14 protein-coding genes are annotated in these 14708 nt (G+C 65.8%); 7 read left to right on the top strand and 7 right to left on the bottom strand.

Annotated features, from left to right (window positions below):
• Nucleotides 1–14: 14 nt before the first annotated feature.
• From B0G38_RS13915 to B0G38_RS13900, 4 genes are all read right to left on the bottom strand, one after another.
• The gene (locus tag B0G38_RS13915; protein ID WP_264669955.1) at nucleotides 15–1508 is read right to left on the bottom strand and encodes a sodium/solute symporter; all 1494 of its coding nucleotides are present in this window, start codon (nucleotides 1506–1508) and stop codon (nucleotides 15–17) included.
• Nucleotides 1505–1987 carry a hypothetical protein gene (locus tag B0G38_RS13910; protein ID WP_319801251.1) on the bottom strand — a complete coding sequence of 161 codons (483 nt, stop codon included), beginning with the start codon at nucleotides 1985–1987 and terminating at the stop codon, nucleotides 1505–1507. Before B0G38_RS13910 ends, B0G38_RS13915 begins: the two co-directional genes overlap by 4 nt.
• Entirely contained in the window at nucleotides 1984–2703 is a 720-nt protein-coding gene (locus B0G38_RS13905) for a LytR/AlgR family response regulator transcription factor (protein ID WP_264669954.1), read from the bottom strand. Before B0G38_RS13905 ends, B0G38_RS13910 begins: the two co-directional genes overlap by 4 nt.
• Nucleotides 2704–2791: 88 nt before the next feature.
• Entirely contained in the window at nucleotides 2792–3994 is a 1203-nt protein-coding gene (locus B0G38_RS13900) for a histidine kinase (protein ID WP_264669953.1), read from the bottom strand.
• A gap of 255 nt (nucleotides 3995–4249) precedes the next feature.
• On the opposite strand from B0G38_RS13900, the gene B0G38_RS13895 reads away from it, so the two are divergent.
• The 3 genes from B0G38_RS13895 to B0G38_RS13885 all read left to right on the top strand — a co-directional run bounded on the left by B0G38_RS13895 (nucleotide 4250) and on the right by B0G38_RS13885 (nucleotide 7471).
• Nucleotides 4250–4621 carry a DUF485 domain-containing protein gene (locus B0G38_RS13895; RefSeq protein ID WP_169996473.1) on the top strand — a complete coding sequence of 124 codons (372 nt, stop codon included), beginning with the start codon at nucleotides 4250–4252 and terminating at the stop codon, nucleotides 4619–4621.
• The gene (locus B0G38_RS13890; RefSeq protein WP_264669952.1) at nucleotides 4621–6237 is read left to right on the top strand and encodes a solute symporter family protein; all 1617 of its coding nucleotides are present in this window, start codon (nucleotides 4621–4623) and stop codon (nucleotides 6235–6237) included. Before B0G38_RS13895 ends, B0G38_RS13890 begins: the two co-directional genes overlap by 1 nt.
• A 190-nt stretch (nucleotides 6238–6427) precedes the next feature.
• Nucleotides 6428–7471: an NAD-dependent epimerase/dehydratase family protein gene (locus B0G38_RS13885; RefSeq protein ID WP_264669951.1), complete on the top strand. Its 1044-nt coding sequence runs from the start codon at nucleotides 6428–6430 to the stop codon at nucleotides 7469–7471.
• Between the two features lie 94 nt (nucleotides 7472–7565).
• Here the strand turns inward: B0G38_RS13885 and B0G38_RS13880 are convergent, their stop codons facing one another.
• Nucleotides 7566–8045, bottom strand: a complete 480-nt coding sequence (locus B0G38_RS13880; protein ID WP_264669950.1) for an Lrp/AsnC family transcriptional regulator — start codon at nucleotides 8043–8045, stop codon at nucleotides 7566–7568.
• A gap of 212 nt (nucleotides 8046–8257) precedes the next feature.
• Between B0G38_RS13880 and pdhA the strand changes: the two genes are divergently transcribed.
• Genes pdhA through B0G38_RS13865 form a run of 3 tightly spaced genes read left to right on the top strand, consistent with a single transcriptional unit; the run spans nucleotide 8258 to nucleotide 11774 of the window.
• Nucleotides 8258–9355, top strand: coding sequence for a pyruvate dehydrogenase (acetyl-transferring) E1 component subunit alpha (pdhA, locus tag B0G38_RS13875; protein WP_264669949.1), 1098 nt, complete (start codon nucleotides 8258–8260; stop codon nucleotides 9353–9355).
• The gene (locus B0G38_RS13870) at nucleotides 9352–10362 is read left to right on the top strand and encodes an alpha-ketoacid dehydrogenase subunit beta (protein WP_264669948.1); all 1011 of its coding nucleotides are present in this window, start codon (nucleotides 9352–9354) and stop codon (nucleotides 10360–10362) included. Before pdhA ends, B0G38_RS13870 begins: the two co-directional genes overlap by 4 nt.
• Nucleotides 10362–11774, top strand: coding sequence for a dihydrolipoamide acetyltransferase family protein (locus B0G38_RS13865; RefSeq protein WP_264669947.1), 1413 nt, complete (start codon nucleotides 10362–10364; stop codon nucleotides 11772–11774). Before B0G38_RS13870 ends, B0G38_RS13865 begins: the two co-directional genes overlap by 1 nt.
• A gap of 3 nt (nucleotides 11775–11777) precedes the next feature.
• Here B0G38_RS13865 and B0G38_RS13860 read toward each other — a convergent pair whose 3' ends face one another.
• Nucleotides 11778–12245, bottom strand: coding sequence for a GNAT family N-acetyltransferase (locus B0G38_RS13860; protein ID WP_264669946.1), 468 nt, complete (start codon nucleotides 12243–12245; stop codon nucleotides 11778–11780).
• A gap of 34 nt (nucleotides 12246–12279) precedes the next feature.
• A complete protein-coding gene (locus B0G38_RS13855; RefSeq protein ID WP_413542069.1) occupies nucleotides 12280–12942 on the bottom strand; it encodes an SACE_7040 family transcriptional regulator in 663 nt (220 codons plus the stop codon).
• A gap of 159 nt (nucleotides 12943–13101) precedes the next feature.
• Between B0G38_RS13855 and B0G38_RS13850 the strand changes: the two genes are divergently transcribed.
• Nucleotides 13102–14706 carry a carboxyl transferase domain-containing protein gene (locus B0G38_RS13850; protein ID WP_264669945.1) on the top strand — a complete coding sequence of 535 codons (1605 nt, stop codon included), beginning with the start codon at nucleotides 13102–13104 and terminating at the stop codon, nucleotides 14704–14706.
• The last annotated feature ends 2 nt before the right edge of the window (nucleotides 14707–14708 follow it).

Raw genomic sequence — 14708 nt, 5'->3', positions numbered from 1 at the left:
ACGTCCCACGGTGCTTAACGTCCTACGGTGCGCGGCGCCGGGTGATGGTGTTCGGGCGAGTGCAGCCTCGCCATCACCCGCGCCACTGTCAGGGGCCGGCGCGATGCCGTCAGCTTCGATACGGCAATGGTGACCACGAACGCCACCGGCACGCTCCAGGCCGCCGGCTGGGCGAGCAGTTCCTCGAACCGGCCCAACGCACTCCCGGCGAACGCGGCGAGCATGACCGCAGCGCCGCACAGCACCGCTCCGGTGACCATGCCGGCGATGGCTCCGGCGTCGGTCAGGCCGCGCCACCAGATGCCCAGCAGCAGCAGCGGGCAGATGGTGGAGGCGGTAAAGGCGAACACCGTGCCCACGCTTCCGGCCAGGGCCAGCGAGTCCGTTGCCAGCGCAACCGCCAACGGCACGACGGCGGAGAGCACGGCGGCCCAGCGGAAACCTCGGACGCTGCCCCGGAACAGGTCCTGGCTGACCACGCCGGCCAGCGACACCACCAGGCCCGACGTGGTGGACAGGAATGCGGCAAACGCGCCGGCAATGACCAGGGCCGAGAGCAGGTCCCCGGCGGCGCCGTCGAAAATCCGGGCCGGCAGCAGCAGGACCGTGGCGTCCGCCTGGCCGCCGGTGGCCAGGCCCGGCGTGTAGATCCGGCCGAGCACGCCGTAGAGGGTGGGGAAAATATAGAACAGCGACAGCAGCCCCAGCACAATGACCGTGGTCCGCCGCGCGCTGGGGCCGTCGGGGTTGGTATAGAAACGCACCAGCACGTGCGGCAGGCCCAATGTGCCGAACAGCAGCGCGGTGATCAGCGAGATGTTGCGGTAGAGCGACGCCTCGTCGGAGACGTCGAGGTCGCTGTGGAAGACCGCGCCGCCGTCGGTAATTGGTTGCGAAGTGCTCCCGAGGGCCAGCAGCACAAAGATCACCGGCACGGCCAGCGCGGTCAGTTTCAGCCAGTACTGGAAGGCCTGCACAAAGGTGATCGAGCGCATCCCGCCGGTCACTACGGAAAGCACCACCACAACAACGACGGCGGCGGCGCCCACCCAGCCGGGCAGACCGGTAGTGATGCGCACGGTCAGCGCCGCGCCGTGGAGCTGCGGGACGATGTAGAGCCAGCCGACGATGACCACCAGCAGGCTGGTGACGGTGCGGGCCGGGCGCGAATCCAGCCGGGCGGCGGCAAAATCCGGGATGGTGTAGGCCCCGGAGCGGCGCAGCGGGGCCGCGACAAAGAGCAGCAGCATCAGGTAGCCGGCGGTGTAGCCGATGGGGAACCACAGCGCGTCGATGCCGGACACCAGGATCAGCCCGGCCACGCCGAGGAAGCTGGCCGCCGAGAGGTATTCGCCGCCGATCGCCGAGGCATTCCACCACGGCCGCACCGTCCGCGAGGCTACGTAGAAGTCTCCCGTGGTGCGCGAGATCCGCAGTCCGTAGACACCAATGAGCACGGTTGCTGCGCAGACGGCGGCCAGCGCGGCAAGACCGACCGCCGGGCTCATTCAGGCCCTCCCTGCCAGCCGGGACGGGCGATGCGCTCATCGTCCACCAGCTGGCGGAAGCGGCGCTCGTTTCTGGCCGCGGCCCGGTTGTAGAGCCCGGCGCTGACCAGGATGACCGGATAGATGCCCACGCCCAGGAGCAGCCAGGGCAGCGGGACGGTGAAAACCGTGATGTCGTTGACACGCGGAAAGAGGAGCATCAGCACCGGCACTCCGGCCAGGATCACGCCGAATCCGCCGGCGACTACCAGCGCCAGCCGCAGCTGGGAGCGGATCAGCGAGCGGATGAAGATTTCGCCGACCTCGGACTGTTCAGCCAGTTCGCGCGAGACGCTGTAGCGGCCCGGCGCCAGCGGTGCTTTGGACCGCGGCGCCGTCACCCGCACGCGCTCGGGCCGGTCCGCACGCGGTTCGCGGACGCCGGCCGGCGGTGCGGGCCGGTCCGGTTGATCCTTGGGCCGCTCGGGCTGTCCGGTCATCCGCGCGGCCTGACCCGGTTGGCTTCGAGCTTGTCCCGCACGGCCGGCAGATGCCGCCGGCTCACCGGCAGTTCGGCGCCGTTGATCAGCACCGATGCCTTGCCGGCCGTGATGCGCACCTGCTGCACCTGGTTCATGGCCACCAGGTACGAGCGGTGGATGCGCAGGTAGCCGGCGTCCTCCCACTGCTGCTCGAGATCGTTCAGCGGGACCCGGATGAGGTAGCTGGCCTCGGCCGTGTGCAGCCGGGCATAGTCGCCCTGGGCCTGTACGTACTTGATTTCGTCGCGCCTGATCATCTTGGTGATGCCGCCCTGGTCCACCGTAATGACCTCGGGTTTGGTATCGCCGTCTTCGATCAGCTCGCAGATCCGGCGTACGGACTCGGCCAGCCGTTCCGGCCGGACCGGCTTGAGCAGGTAGTCCACCGCGGCCAGTTCGAACGCTTGCAGCGCCTGGTCCTCGTCGGCGGTCACAAAGACGACGGCGGGCGGCCGGCTGAAGCGGGAAATGACACGGGCAATATCGAGCCCGGAAAGTGCCGGCATGTGGATGTCCAGGAACAGCGCGTCAACGTTATGGCTTTCCAGCGCCCGCAATGCCTCGGCACCGCTCATAGCCTTGTAGATGTTTTCTATCCGCGGATCCCGGGACAGCAGGTAGGCGAGGGCCTCGACGGCAGGGAATTCATCATCCGCGATGACAACGTTGACCATGCATGACAGTCTATTGCGTCACGCACGGTTGACCCGCTCGCACGTTGCCGCCTGGGCGGGATTGGCACCGCCTGGACGGGATTGTCGCCTAGACGACGTTGTCCGGCTGGAACTTCGGTACGCGCATGGTGATCAGGGTGCCCTGGCCGGGAGCGGTTTCCACCACCAGGCCGTGCTCGTCCCCATAGACCTGCCGCAGCCGGGAGTCCACGTTGCGCAGGCCCACGTGGTCGCCCTCGGTGTGCCCGGCGAGCACCTGCCGCAGATGCTCAGGATCCATCCCCACGCCGTCGTCCTCGATAGTAACGACGGCGTAGGCGCCGGCATCGTGCGCGGCAATCGTGATGTGGCCGGTGCCCTCCTTGGCCTCCAAGCCGTGCCGGACCGCGTTCTCCACCAGCGGCTGGAGGGACAGGAAGGGGATAACCGTGCTGAGCACCTCCGGACCGATCTGCAGGCTGACCTTGAGCCGCTCGCCGAAACGCGCCCGTTCCAGCAGCAGGTAGCGGTCGATGGACTGCAGCTCCTCCGCCACCGTGGTGAAGTCGCCGTGGCGCCGGAACGAGTAGCGGGTGAAGTCGGCGAACTCGATGACCAGTTCGCGGGCGCGCACGGGGTCGGTGAGGATGTAGGACGCAATGGCGTTGAGCGAGTTGTAGATGAAGTGCGGGCTGATCTGCGCGCGCAGGGCGCGGACTTCGGCCTCCATCAGCAGGGTGCGCGAGGCGTCCAGCTCCGCCAGCTCAATCTGCGTGGCCACCCAGCCGGCTACTTCATTTGCGGCCCGGACCAGCGACGCCCCGACACGCTCGGTGTAGGCACCGACGGTCCCCACCACCCGGTCCTGCACCTGGATAGGGGAGAAGACGGCCTCCGTGACCGGGTTCTCCCGCAGGTCAGCGCCGGGCACGGCGAGCCTGGGCTTGCGGAAGACCTGGGTCCGGCCGCTGTCCAGCACCTGGCGCGCCAGCGCCATGGCCTCTTCTTCCCGCGGTCCGTGGGCGCCGTCCCACGCCAGCATTGAGGACTCGTCCGTGATGACCAGATCGTTGCTGCCGAGCATTTCGCGCAGATAACGGGCGGCCTTGCCCGCGCCGGCAGGGGAGAGCCCGGTGCGCAGGAACGGCGCCGCAAGGCCGGCGGTATGCAAGGTGGTGTAGGTGGCCAGTTCGGCCTCGGAGCCCAGATCCCGGCTGGAGCGGGCGAGCTTAAAACCGATCAGCGCGATGACCGCCACCGTGACGGCCGCGATGGCCACAATGAGCGCGATGTCGACGGCCGTGCTGAACATTCCTCCACGATATCCCTCGTGACAGCGTCACCGAAGGCACCGCCGTCGTCGGTTGAACCCGGGGGCACCGGAAGGCGCACGGCCGCGGCCGCGCCAGTGCTGGGAAGTTCCCTCGCGGCATGCTGTTCGTCGCAGCGGGCCGCCGTTCACCGCAGGCCGGTTGCCGTTCACCGATCGCTATGGCCGCGCCTGAAGACATGTACTGGATCACATAAGAGAGTGATTGCAGTCACAAAATCCCCAAGAGGAGGAGACATGGGACAAAATCCCACCCCGGAGGCCGATTTCACGGCAGCCGTGGACTTCGAGAAAGTCCAGCAGGAACCGAAGTTCCAGGAGCTGCGGCGCCGGCACCGCAGCTTCGTGTTCCCGATGGCCATTGCATTCCTGCTGTGGTATTTCGCCTACGTCCTGTTGGCGGACTATGCGCACGACTTCATGTCCATCAAGGTGATCGGCAACATCAACGTCGGCCTGATCCTGGGACTGCTGCAGTTTGTCAGCACGTTCGCGATCACCATGTGGTACGTCAGCTTCGCCAACAAGAAGCTGGATCCGATCGCGGCGGAGATGCGCAGCGAGCTTGAGTCCGCGGCCGTCGAGCCCCAGGCAGGAGAAAAGAACTGATGCTTCCCTTGACCACCACCACGCAGGCCGAGACGCAGGTCGGCGAGCCCTGGCTGAACATCACCATTTTCGGCCTCTTCGTGGCGATCACCATGGTGATCGTGCTGCGGGCCAGCCGCAACAACAAGACAGCCGCCGACTACTACGCGGCCGGCCGCTCTTTCACCGGCGGACAGAACGGCACCGCTATTGCCGGCGACTACCTCTCCGCCGCCTCCTTCCTTGGGATTTGCGGCGCCATCGCCATCAACGGCTATGACGGCTTCATGTACTCCATCGGCTTCCTGGTTGCCTGGCTGGTGGCTCTCCTCCTGGTTGCGGAGCTCCTGCGCAACACCGGCAAGTTCACCATGGCGGATGTGCTCTCCTTCCGGCTCAAGCAGCGCCCGGTGCGCATCGCCGCGGCAACGACGACGCTGGCGGTCTGCTTCTTCTACCTGCTGGCCCAGATGGCCGGCGCGGGCGGACTCGTCTCGCTGCTGCTGGGCATCGACGACAAGCTCGGCCAGTCCATCGTTATTGTGGTGGTCGGTGCGCTGATGATCCTGTACGTACTGGTGGGCGGTATGAAGGGCACCACCTGGGTCCAGATCATCAAGGCCTGCCTGCTGATCGCCGGTGCGTTCGTGATGACCATCTGGGTGCTGGCGATGTACGGCTTCAACTTCTCGGCCCTGCTCGGCGATGCCGCCGCGACGGCCGGAACCACTGACATCCTGAATCCGGGAATGCAGTACGGTGGCAGCGAAACCTCCAAGTTCGACTTCATCTCGCTGGCTCTGGCGCTGGTGCTCGGTACCGCTGGGCTGCCGCACGTTCTCATGCGCTTCTACACCGTTCCCACCGCTAAGGAAGCCCGCAAGTCCGTGGTCTGGGCAATCTGGCTGATCGGCGCCTTCTACCTGTTCACGCTGGTGCTCGGCTACGGCGCCGGCGCGCTCATCGGACCGGACGTGATCGAGGCCGCTCCCGGCGGTGTGAACTCCGCTGCACCGCTGCTGGCGTTCGAGCTCGGCGGACCGCTGCTGCTGGGACTGATCTCCGCCGTCGCCTTCGCGACCATCCTGGCCGTGGTGGCCGGCCTGACTATCACTGCCGCGGCTTCCTTTGCACACGACATTTACGCGAACGTGGTCCGCAAGGGCCAGGTGGACGCCGACGGCGAAGTGAAGGTTGCCCGCCGTACCGTGGTGGTCATCGGTATCCTCTCCATCCTGGGCGGCATCGGCGCCCAGGGCCAGAACATTGCCTTCCTGGTGGCGCTGGCCTTCGCGGTGGCGGCTTCGGCAAACCTGCCGACCATCATCTACTCGCTGTTCTGGAAGAAGTTCTCCACCCAGGGCGCCATCTGGTCCATGTACGGCGGTCTGGCCGCTGCGCTGATCCTGATCGCGTTCTCCCCGGTGGTTTCAGGTGCGGAGACTTCGATGATCCCGGGTGCGGACTTCGCTTGGTTCCCGCTGAAGAACCCGGGCATCATCTCGATCCCGCTGGCGTTCTTCCTCGGCTGGCTGGGCACGGTACTCGACAAGCGTGTCGAGGATCCGGCCAAGCAGGCGGAAATGGAAGTCCGTTCACTGACCGGCGTCGGCGCCGAAAAGGCCGTCGACCACTAGCCAGACGGCAACACAACTGCCGGCAACACGACTGCACGGCAAAGCGGCGGGCCCGGACATTTCCGGGCCCGCTTCGTGCGTTCCAAGCCGGTTTTCAGATGCCTCTTTAAGCGGGCGGAATTTCGAAGCCCGACGGCGGCGTCTATGCAGGCGTGGCCGAGAGGTCCATGCTTGGGGAATGAGAGTCCTAGTGACCGGTGGCACGGGTTTTGTCGGATGCCACATAGTGGCGGCGTTGGTTCAGGCGGGGCACTCAGTGCGGTTGCTGGTGCGTGACCGGGATAAAACGCACGCGTCGCTGGCTCCCTTTGGTGCCGACGTCGTTGCTGCCGCGCAGCAGGACGTTGTCGTCGGCGATGTGTTGGATCCACAGGTGGTGAGGGGCGCCGTTAACGGATGTGACGCCGTCGTTCATGCGGCAGCCATCTATTCCCTGGATCCGCGGCGGGCCGACGAGATCGAGCGGACCAATGTAGAAGCGGCGGAGAATGTCCTAGGCGAGGCCGTCCGCGCCCGGCTTTCACCTGTGGTGCACATTTCCACGTATGCCGTTCTGGTCCGGAAGGGCGGCACTGATCCGTCGCTTCCGCTGGGTGACGTTGACTACCCCTACACCCGCTCGAAAATCCTCTCGGAGCAGGTGGCCCGCGGTTTCCAAGCGGCCGGAGACCCGGTAGTCACCGTCTATCCGGGTTCGACGCTTGGCCCGCATGATCCCTACCGCGGCGACCAGAGTGAACGGCTTCGCTGGCAGGCCGCCGGACGGCTCCCAACCTGGCCCTCCGGCAGCACCCATTACACGGACGTGCGCGACGTCGCGGCGCTGGTTGCCGCCGTCGTCAATAAGTGCAGTGAACCGCAGCGCTATGTGGTCCCAGGCCATTTTGCGGACGGCAAGATGATCTTCGGCGCCCTTGAGCGGGCGACGGGGCGCAAATATCCGTTCGTGGCGGTGCCGGCCGGACTGATGCTGGCGCTGCTCAAGCCCATGGATCTGCTTCAGCGCCGGCTGCCCGCGCAATGGACAATGCCGGCCTACGCAGAGAGCGTGGACATCCTCCGCCGCGGCACGGAATTCGACACGTCGGCGGCCACCACCGAGCTGGGTGTGAGCGCGCGGCCCTTCGACGACACCGTCCACGATACCGTCCGGTGGCTGGTGGAATCCGGACGGCTGGCCGCCAAGTACGGCGTCCCTCAGCCCCTCAGGCCAGCTGCGGGTGGGCCAGCCTGACCGGCTCGGAGACAATCCTGCCGTCCCTCGTCTTGATGCCGGATAACAGCTCCGGCAGCGGCCGGACAGCAGCATCCACGCCTTCCCCTCTACGTCAGTCCGGGTCCGGTCCGCGGGGGCGCTGCAGCAGCGGTCCGATGCGGAACGGCACCAGTTCGTGCATGGCCAGCGAAGTGTCCGTGCGCTCCACGCCGTCGATGGCGAGGACCTTTCCGTTGATCCGGAAAAGGTTTTCGGCGCCGGTGGAGACCACCCGGGCCAGGATGTCGGCCTGTCCGGTGATACCGAAAGCTTCCAGCACTTCGGGAATCAGGGCCAGTTCGTTGGTGATCTGCTCCAGCTTGGGCTGCTGGACATGGATGTGGATGAAGGCCGCAAGCGGATAGCCCAGGGCGGCCGGACTGATGCGGCGGTCGAAGGAGAGGAAAACGGATTTCTTCTCCAACTGGCTCATGCGCGCCTGGACCGTATTCCGGGAAAGCCCCAGCTCTTGCGCCAAGGCCACAACCGTACGCCGAGGGTCCTGTGCCAGGGCCATCAGCAAACGCGTGTCGGTGCCATCCAGAGGCTGCATAATGCGCAACGTTAGCACGATAAATTTCCTGTGGGCAGTGCATTATGCTCAGTTTTGGAACCGGATATTGCGCTTGCTGCCTTCTGTGAGTATCGTCACAACTACCTGCCGGCAATGGCGTCGGGGGTCTGCAAAGGTGCCGTGGGATCCACAAGATCCGCGGGACCGACACAACGAGAAAAGGTTGCGTGCATCAAGTGTCCTTACATGGCATGAGGTCAGTATCCGGGGAAAATCTCGTCCAGCTGCTGACACCGGAGGGAACCCGGGTTGCCGGTCCCTACGGTGAATGGGTGGCGGATATCGACGGGGCCCGCCTCCAGGGGCTGTACGAAGACATGGTGGTGGTGCGCCGGGTAGACCAGGAGGCGACCGCCCTGCAGCGCCAGGGTGAACTGGCGCTCTGGCCCCCGTTGCTGGGACAGGAGGCGGCGCAGATCGGATCGGGCCGGGCGCTTCGCAAGGACGATTTCGTTTTCTCCAGCTACCGCGAGAACGGCGTGGCCTACTGCCGCGGCGTCGACTACACGGACATGATCAGGGTCTGGCGTGGGAACGCGCCCTCCGGCTGGGACCCGTATGAGATCAACATGGCCACGCCGCAGGTGATTATCGGGGCACAAACCCTGCACGCTACCGGCTACGCCATGGCAACCAAGCTCGACGGCGCAGACTCCGTGGCTGTAGCGTACTTCGGCGATGGCGCCACCAGCCAGGGCGACGTCAACGAGGCCATGGTCTTTGCGGCCAGCTTCCAGGCGCCGGTGGTCTTCTTCTGCCAGAACAACCAGTGGGCGATTTCCGAACCGGTCACCCTCCAGGCGCAGCGGGACATCGCGGACCGCGCCCCCGGTTTCGGCATTCCGAGCGTGCGCGTGGACGGCAACGACGTACTCGCCTGCATGGCCGTGACGCGTGAGGCCCTGGAGCGGGCGCGCAGCGGCGGCGGGCCAAGCTTCATTGAAGCGGTCACCTACCGCATGGGTCCGCATACGACGGCGGATGATCCCACCAGATACCGGGACCCGAACGAACTCGAAGACTGGAAGGGCCGCGATCCCATCGACCGGCTGGCCAACCTGCTGGAGGCCGAAGGGCTGCTGACCGCTGACTTCACGGACAGGGTGAACGCCAAGGCGGACGAGGTTGCCGCGCAGTTGCGGCACGGCTGTGTGACACTGCCCGAGCCCGGGGAGCTGGACGTGTTCAACAACGTCTACACCACACCGCACTCGGTGCTGGAGCGCCAACGGGACCACTACACCCGTTATCTTGCCTCGTTCGAGGCTGCAGGGGGAGGCGCGCGATGAGCACCATAACTTTTGGCCGGGCGATTAACACCGGCCTGCGCAAGGCAATGGAACACGATTCCAAGGTCGTCCTGATCGGCGAAGACATCGGCAAGCTGGGCGGTGTCTTCCGCATCACTGACGAACTTCAGAAAGACTTCGGTGCCCACCGGGTCATCGACGCCCCGCTGGCGGAATCCGCCATTCTGGGTACAGCCGTGGGAATGGCGTACCGCGGATACCGGCCGGTGTGCGAAATACAGTTTGACGGGTTCATCTATCCGGCGTTCAACCAGATAGTGAGCCAGGTAGCCAAACTGCACTACCGCACCCAGGGGAGGGTCAAGATGCCGCTGACTATCCGGGTTCCGTTCGGCGGCGGAATCGGAGCAGCGGAGCATCATTCGGAATCGCCGGAGGCTTATTTCACACATACCTCCGGCCTGCGGGTGATCTCGGTATCCAACCCGCAGGATGCATTCACGATGATCCAGCAGGCCATAGCCTGCGATGACCCGGTGCTCTTCTTCGAACCCAAGCGGCGGTATCACGTCAAGGGGGAGGTGGACGAAGAGGTTGACCTGGGATCCTTCTCCCTCGAGCAGGCTCGGGTGGAGATCCCCGGCGAAGACGTGACGTTGGTGGCGTACGGTGCCCTGGTGCAGGTCGCCAAGGACGCCGCCCTGGCGGCGCGGGAGGAAGGTATCTCGGTGGAAGTCATCGACCTGCGCTCGCTGTCTCCGCTGGACTTCGCCACGCTGGAGGCCTCGGTCCGCAAGACCGGCCGCCTGGTCATCACCCATGAAGCGGCCATGACGGGAGGACTCGGTGCGGAGGTGGCAGCGAGCATCACCGAACGGTGCTTCTACCATCTGGAACACGCACCCGTCCGTGTCACCGGATTCGATATTCCCTACCCGCCGGCAAAGATGGAACACCACCATCTTCCCGATCTGGACAGAATGCTGGACGGCGTGGACCGCGTCCTGGGCCGGACGAATTCGCTCAGCGGTCTGGAGGGGAATTGATGGGAATCAAGGTCTTTAAGCTGCCGGACCTGGGCGAAGGTCTCACAGAGTCGGAAATCGTCAGCTGGCACGTTGCCGAAGGCGACAGGGTGGAACTGAACCAGATCCTCGGCGAAGTGGAAACCGCAAAGGCCGTGGTGGAGCTGCCGTCACCGTTTGCCGGCGTCGTCACCGTCCTGCACGAAGCCCCGGGCAGCACGGTCAATGTGGGCGAACCGATTGTTTCCTTCGAAGTGGCCGGCTCCGGCGACCCGTCCGGGAACGGTACGGGCGGCCGGTCCTCAAACGGTGCGGCAACCGCCACGGAGGGTGGCCGTGAGGCGAACCTGGTGGGGTACGGCGCACAGGCCGAAGCAGCAGGCGCACCCAGGCGCCGCCGTCGGGCCGGTGCCGCTGAGCCAGGCGCAGGGGTTCCGGTGGCCAGCACGGCTCCGGCACCCGAACCGGTTGCTGCAGCCCCCGCCCAGCCTGCCGGGGAGCTAGCGGAATCCGGGAAGGAACGGCCGCGGTCCACGCCTCCGGTCCGCAAGCTGGCCCGGGATCTGGGCATTGATCTCGCTGAGGTAACCGGAACGGGCGAGCAGGGGTTGATCACGCGGGCCGACGTCGAACGTTTCCATACCGGCGCTACTGCCGGGGCTGGCGAACGGGGTAAGGAGCAGCCGGCTGCCACCACTGCGCGTGCTGGCGGATGGCTGGCGGGTGCGGCGGAACGCGAAAGCCGCATTCCGATCAAGGGCATGCGCAAGCACACGGCGGCCGCGATGGTGGCCAGCGCCTTTACCGCTCCGCATGCCACGTCGTTCCTGACCGTGGACGTCACGCCGACCATGGAGCTGCTGGCCAAACTGCGGGACAGCCGTGCCTTCAGCGGCATCAAGGTCACGCCGCTGACCGTACTGGCCAAGGCGCTGTGCATCGCACTGGAGCGCAATCCCTCGCTGAACTGGCGCTGGGACGAGGCCAACCAGGAGATCGTCCGGCAGAACTATGTGAATCTGGGCATCGCGGCCGCCACGGAGCGGGGGCTGATCGTGCCCAACATCAAGGACGCCCACGCACTGGACCTGCGCCAGCTCGCCCTGGCACTGGGCGAGCTGACCGGCGCGGCAAGATCGGGCAAGACAGCCCCGGCAGACCTGACCGGAGGAACCATTTCGATCACGAATATCGGCGTCTTCGGCATCGACGCCGGTACCCCCATCATCAACCCGGGGGAGGCGGCGATCCTGGCCATGGGCGCGGTCCGTAGGCAGCCTTGGGAATACCAGGGCGGCATCGCCCTGCGCCAGGTCGTCACCCTCAGCCTGTCGTTCGACCACCGCCTTGTGGACGGACAGCAGGGGGCGACGTTCCTGGCCGACGTCGGGACCATCCTGGCCGAGCCGGGGATGGTCCTGACGATGGTGTGAGGGTTAGAGAAGTTCCAGGATTTCTTCGGTGACCACGGCGGCCCGGGCATTGGCAAAGCCCTGGGCCTCGCCGATGGCCTTGAAGCCGGCCTTCTCCAGCACCTTGATCGAACCGAGGTTGTCCTTGACGGCCCGGGCGCGGATGGGGCGGGCGGTGAATTCAGCGAGGAACTTCTCCACGGCGGTGGTGGTGATGCCGCGGCCCCAGTGCGATTTCGCCGTCCAGTAGGTTAGCTCCGGGTAGCCATCCGAGGGGTAGGCCATGATGCTGCCTACCACTTCGCCGTCGGCGGTGACGGTGCGGACAGTGATGGCCTCGTCGTTGAGGATATTCTGCCAGTGGTGGTTGAACACTCCACGGTCGGAGGGATTTTTGGCAGTAAAAGCAGCCATACGGTTGGAGTCGGGATCCTGCTGGTACTCGAAGAACTTGTCGAGGTCGGCAGGTTCCACCGGGCGTAGCTCAATCATGGCAAACCTTTCGGCTAGGGGTCTTTAGTGAAGCCTACTCGGCTTTCAGCGCTGCCCATGCCATTTGTTCCAGCAGATTGCGCCGCCATATCTTGTCCCGCACCGGCTTGCCCCGGTGGGTGATGTGCGGCGTGGAGTTGATCAGGCCGAAGGCAGCATGGGCACGCACCCGCAACCGCGCCGGCTCCTGCCCGGGGAGCACGCGGGAAAGAACCGCCACCCAGACTTCGACGTACGCCCGCTGCAGGGCCCGCACGGCCTGTGAGTCTTCCGGGGGCAGGCTGTCCAGGTCGCGGTCGTGGACACGGATGACGTCCGGATTGCGCAGCGCAAAGTCCACCTGGAATTCGATCAACCCGCGCAGGGCTTCTTCAGGACCCGGGGAATTTTCGACTACGGCTTGTCCGCCGTCGAGCAGGTCCTGGCTCACTCCGGTCAGCAGTGCGGACAGCACCGCATGCTTGCTGCTGAAGTGCCGGTAGACAGCGGGTCCGCTGACGCCCGCGGCGGAGCCGAGGTCCTCGATCGAGACGCCGTTGAACCCGCGCTCCGCGAACAGCTTCGCGGCGGCGGACAGCAACGCGGCCCGGCGCGAGGCCTTCGCCAGGCTCCGGCCGGTGACCCTGCCCGTATCGGCACTGGCCGCAGGCCCTGGACCCGCTGGTGAGCCGGCTCCGGTGGCTGAGCTAGGGGACACGTGCGTCCCTCCTGTTCGGATGAATGCTGGACAATTCGGTTAACGAGCACTAACCTGAATTTCAGTTAGTACAGACTAACCAAAAGCGTGTTCGTTGACCAGCCTGCTGAACGGCAGCGGGACTGGAAAATGGCACCTACCGCGCGAAGAAAGATGTCGATGGAGACACTGCCTTCCCGGGTGGACACTACCAGCCCGGGCTACTTGGAGAACGAAGCGGCGCAACGCGCACTGGTTGAGGATCTGCGCGGCAAGCTCGCGACCGCGGCGCTTGGCGGACCGGAAAAGTCCCGCCGGCGCCATGTGGGCCGCGGCAAACTGCTGCCGCGCGATCGCGTCGATGCGCTGCTGGACGAGGGCAGCCCCTTCCTGGAACTCTCGCCGCTGGCCGCGGAAGGAATGTACGACGGCGATTCGCCCGGCGCCGGGATCATCACCGGGATCGGGCTGGTGCACGGGCGCCATGTCCTGGTGATCTCCAATGACGCCACGGTCAAGGGTGGAACCTATTACCCGATGACGGTGAAGAAGCATCTGCGCGCGCAGGAAGTGGCGCTGGAAAACAACTTGCCGTGCATCTACCTGGTGGATTCCGGCGGCGCCTTCCTGCCCAAACAGGACGAGGTCTTTCCGGACCGCGAGCATTTCGGCCGGATCTTCTACAACCAGGCCAACCTCTCGGCGCGCAAGATCCCGCAGATCGCGGCCGTCCTGGGTTCGTGCACGGCCGGCGGCGCCTACGTCCCGGCGATGAGCGATGAAACGGTCATCGTGCGCAACCAGGGCACCATTTTCCTGGGCGGTCCGCCGCTGGTGAAGGCTGCCATCGGCGAAGTGGTCAGCGCCGAGGACCTCGGCGGCGGCGACGTCCACGCCAAGATCTCCGGCGTGACCGACCACCTGGCCGAAACGGACCAGCACGCCCTGGAGATCGTCCGCGACATCGTCTCCACGCTGCCCGTGGTCGAGCCGGCCTGGGAGATAGCGGCCGGGGAACCGCCGTCGGCAGATCCAACGGAGCTCTATGGGACGGTGCCGACGGATGTGAACGCTTCCTACGACGTGCGGGAGGTGATCGCCCGGGTGGTCGACGGGAGCCTGTTCCACGAGTTCAAGCGGGAGTACGGCGCCACGCTGGTCACCGGCTTCGCCCGGATCCACGGGCACCAGATCGGGATCGTGGCCAACAACGGCGTGCTCTTCAGCGAGTCCGCGCTCAAGGGTGCCCACTTCATCGAGCTCTGCGACCAGCGCGGCATCCCGCTGGTTTTCCTGCAGAACCTCTCCGGATTCATGGTCGGCCGCGACTACGAAGCCGGCGGCATCGCCAAACACGGCGCCAAGATGGTCACCGCCGTCGCCACCGCCCGGGTACCCAAACTGACCGTCATCATCGGCGGATCGTTCGGCGCGGGCAACTATTCGATGTGCGGGCGCGCCTACTCGCCGCGCTTCCTCTGGATGTGGCCGGCCAGTCGGATCTCGGTGATGGGCGGCAACCAGGCCTCGTCGGTGCTGTCCACAGTGAAGCGCGACCAGATCGAAGCCGCGGGCGGCGAATGGCCGGCCGAAAAGGAGGAAGCCTTCAAGGCGCCCATCCGCGAGCAGTACGAGGCGCAGGGCAACCCGTACTACTCCACCGCCAGGCTCTGGGATGACGGGATCATCGACCCGGCGGACACCCGCCGGGTCCTTGGCCTCGCGCTCGATGTCTGCGCCCGCCAGCCGCTGCCGGAGACGTCCTTCGGCCTGTTCAGAATGTGAGC

Origin of the sequence: Crystallibacter permensis (assembly GCF_025960875.1) — a bacterium.
Taxonomy (GTDB): domain Bacteria; phylum Actinomycetota; class Actinomycetes; order Actinomycetales; family Micrococcaceae; genus Crystallibacter; species Crystallibacter permensis.
The sequence above is the reverse complement of the archived record's forward strand: the minus strand, read 5'-3'. Positions and strand labels throughout refer to the sequence as shown.

What these genes read in the sequence shown, in the direction of transcription:
- B0G38_RS13915 (WP_264669955.1), bottom strand. Translation starts at nt 1,508, where the DNA reads ATGAGCCCGGCGGTCGGTCTTGCCGCGCTGGCCGCCGTCTGCGCAGCA.
- B0G38_RS13910 (WP_319801251.1), bottom strand. Translation starts at nt 1,987, where the DNA reads ATGACCGGACAGCCCGAGCGGCCCAAGGATCAACCGGACCGGCCCGCA.
- B0G38_RS13905 (WP_264669954.1), bottom strand. Translation starts at nt 2,703, where the DNA reads ATGGTCAACGTTGTCATCGCGGATGATGAATTCCCTGCCGTCGAGGCC.
- B0G38_RS13900 (WP_264669953.1), bottom strand. Translation starts at nt 3,994, where the DNA reads ATGTTCAGCACGGCCGTCGACATCGCGCTCATTGTGGCCATCGCGGCC.
- B0G38_RS13895 (WP_169996473.1), top strand. Translation starts at nt 4,250, where the DNA reads ATGGGACAAAATCCCACCCCGGAGGCCGATTTCACGGCAGCCGTGGAC.
- B0G38_RS13890 (WP_264669952.1), top strand. Translation starts at nt 4,621, where the DNA reads ATGCTTCCCTTGACCACCACCACGCAGGCCGAGACGCAGGTCGGCGAG.
- B0G38_RS13880 (WP_264669950.1), bottom strand. Translation starts at nt 8,045, where the DNA reads ATGCAGCCTCTGGATGGCACCGACACGCGTTTGCTGATGGCCCTGGCA.
- pdhA (WP_264669949.1), top strand. Translation starts at nt 8,258, where the DNA reads ATGAGGTCAGTATCCGGGGAAAATCTCGTCCAGCTGCTGACACCGGAG.
- B0G38_RS13870 (WP_264669948.1), top strand. Translation starts at nt 9,352, where the DNA reads ATGAGCACCATAACTTTTGGCCGGGCGATTAACACCGGCCTGCGCAAG.
- B0G38_RS13865 (WP_264669947.1), top strand. Translation starts at nt 10,362, where the DNA reads ATGGGAATCAAGGTCTTTAAGCTGCCGGACCTGGGCGAAGGTCTCACA.
- B0G38_RS13860 (WP_264669946.1), bottom strand. Translation starts at nt 12,245, where the DNA reads ATGATTGAGCTACGCCCGGTGGAACCTGCCGACCTCGACAAGTTCTTC.
- B0G38_RS13850 (WP_264669945.1), top strand. Translation starts at nt 13,102, where the DNA reads ATGGAGACACTGCCTTCCCGGGTGGACACTACCAGCCCGGGCTACTTG.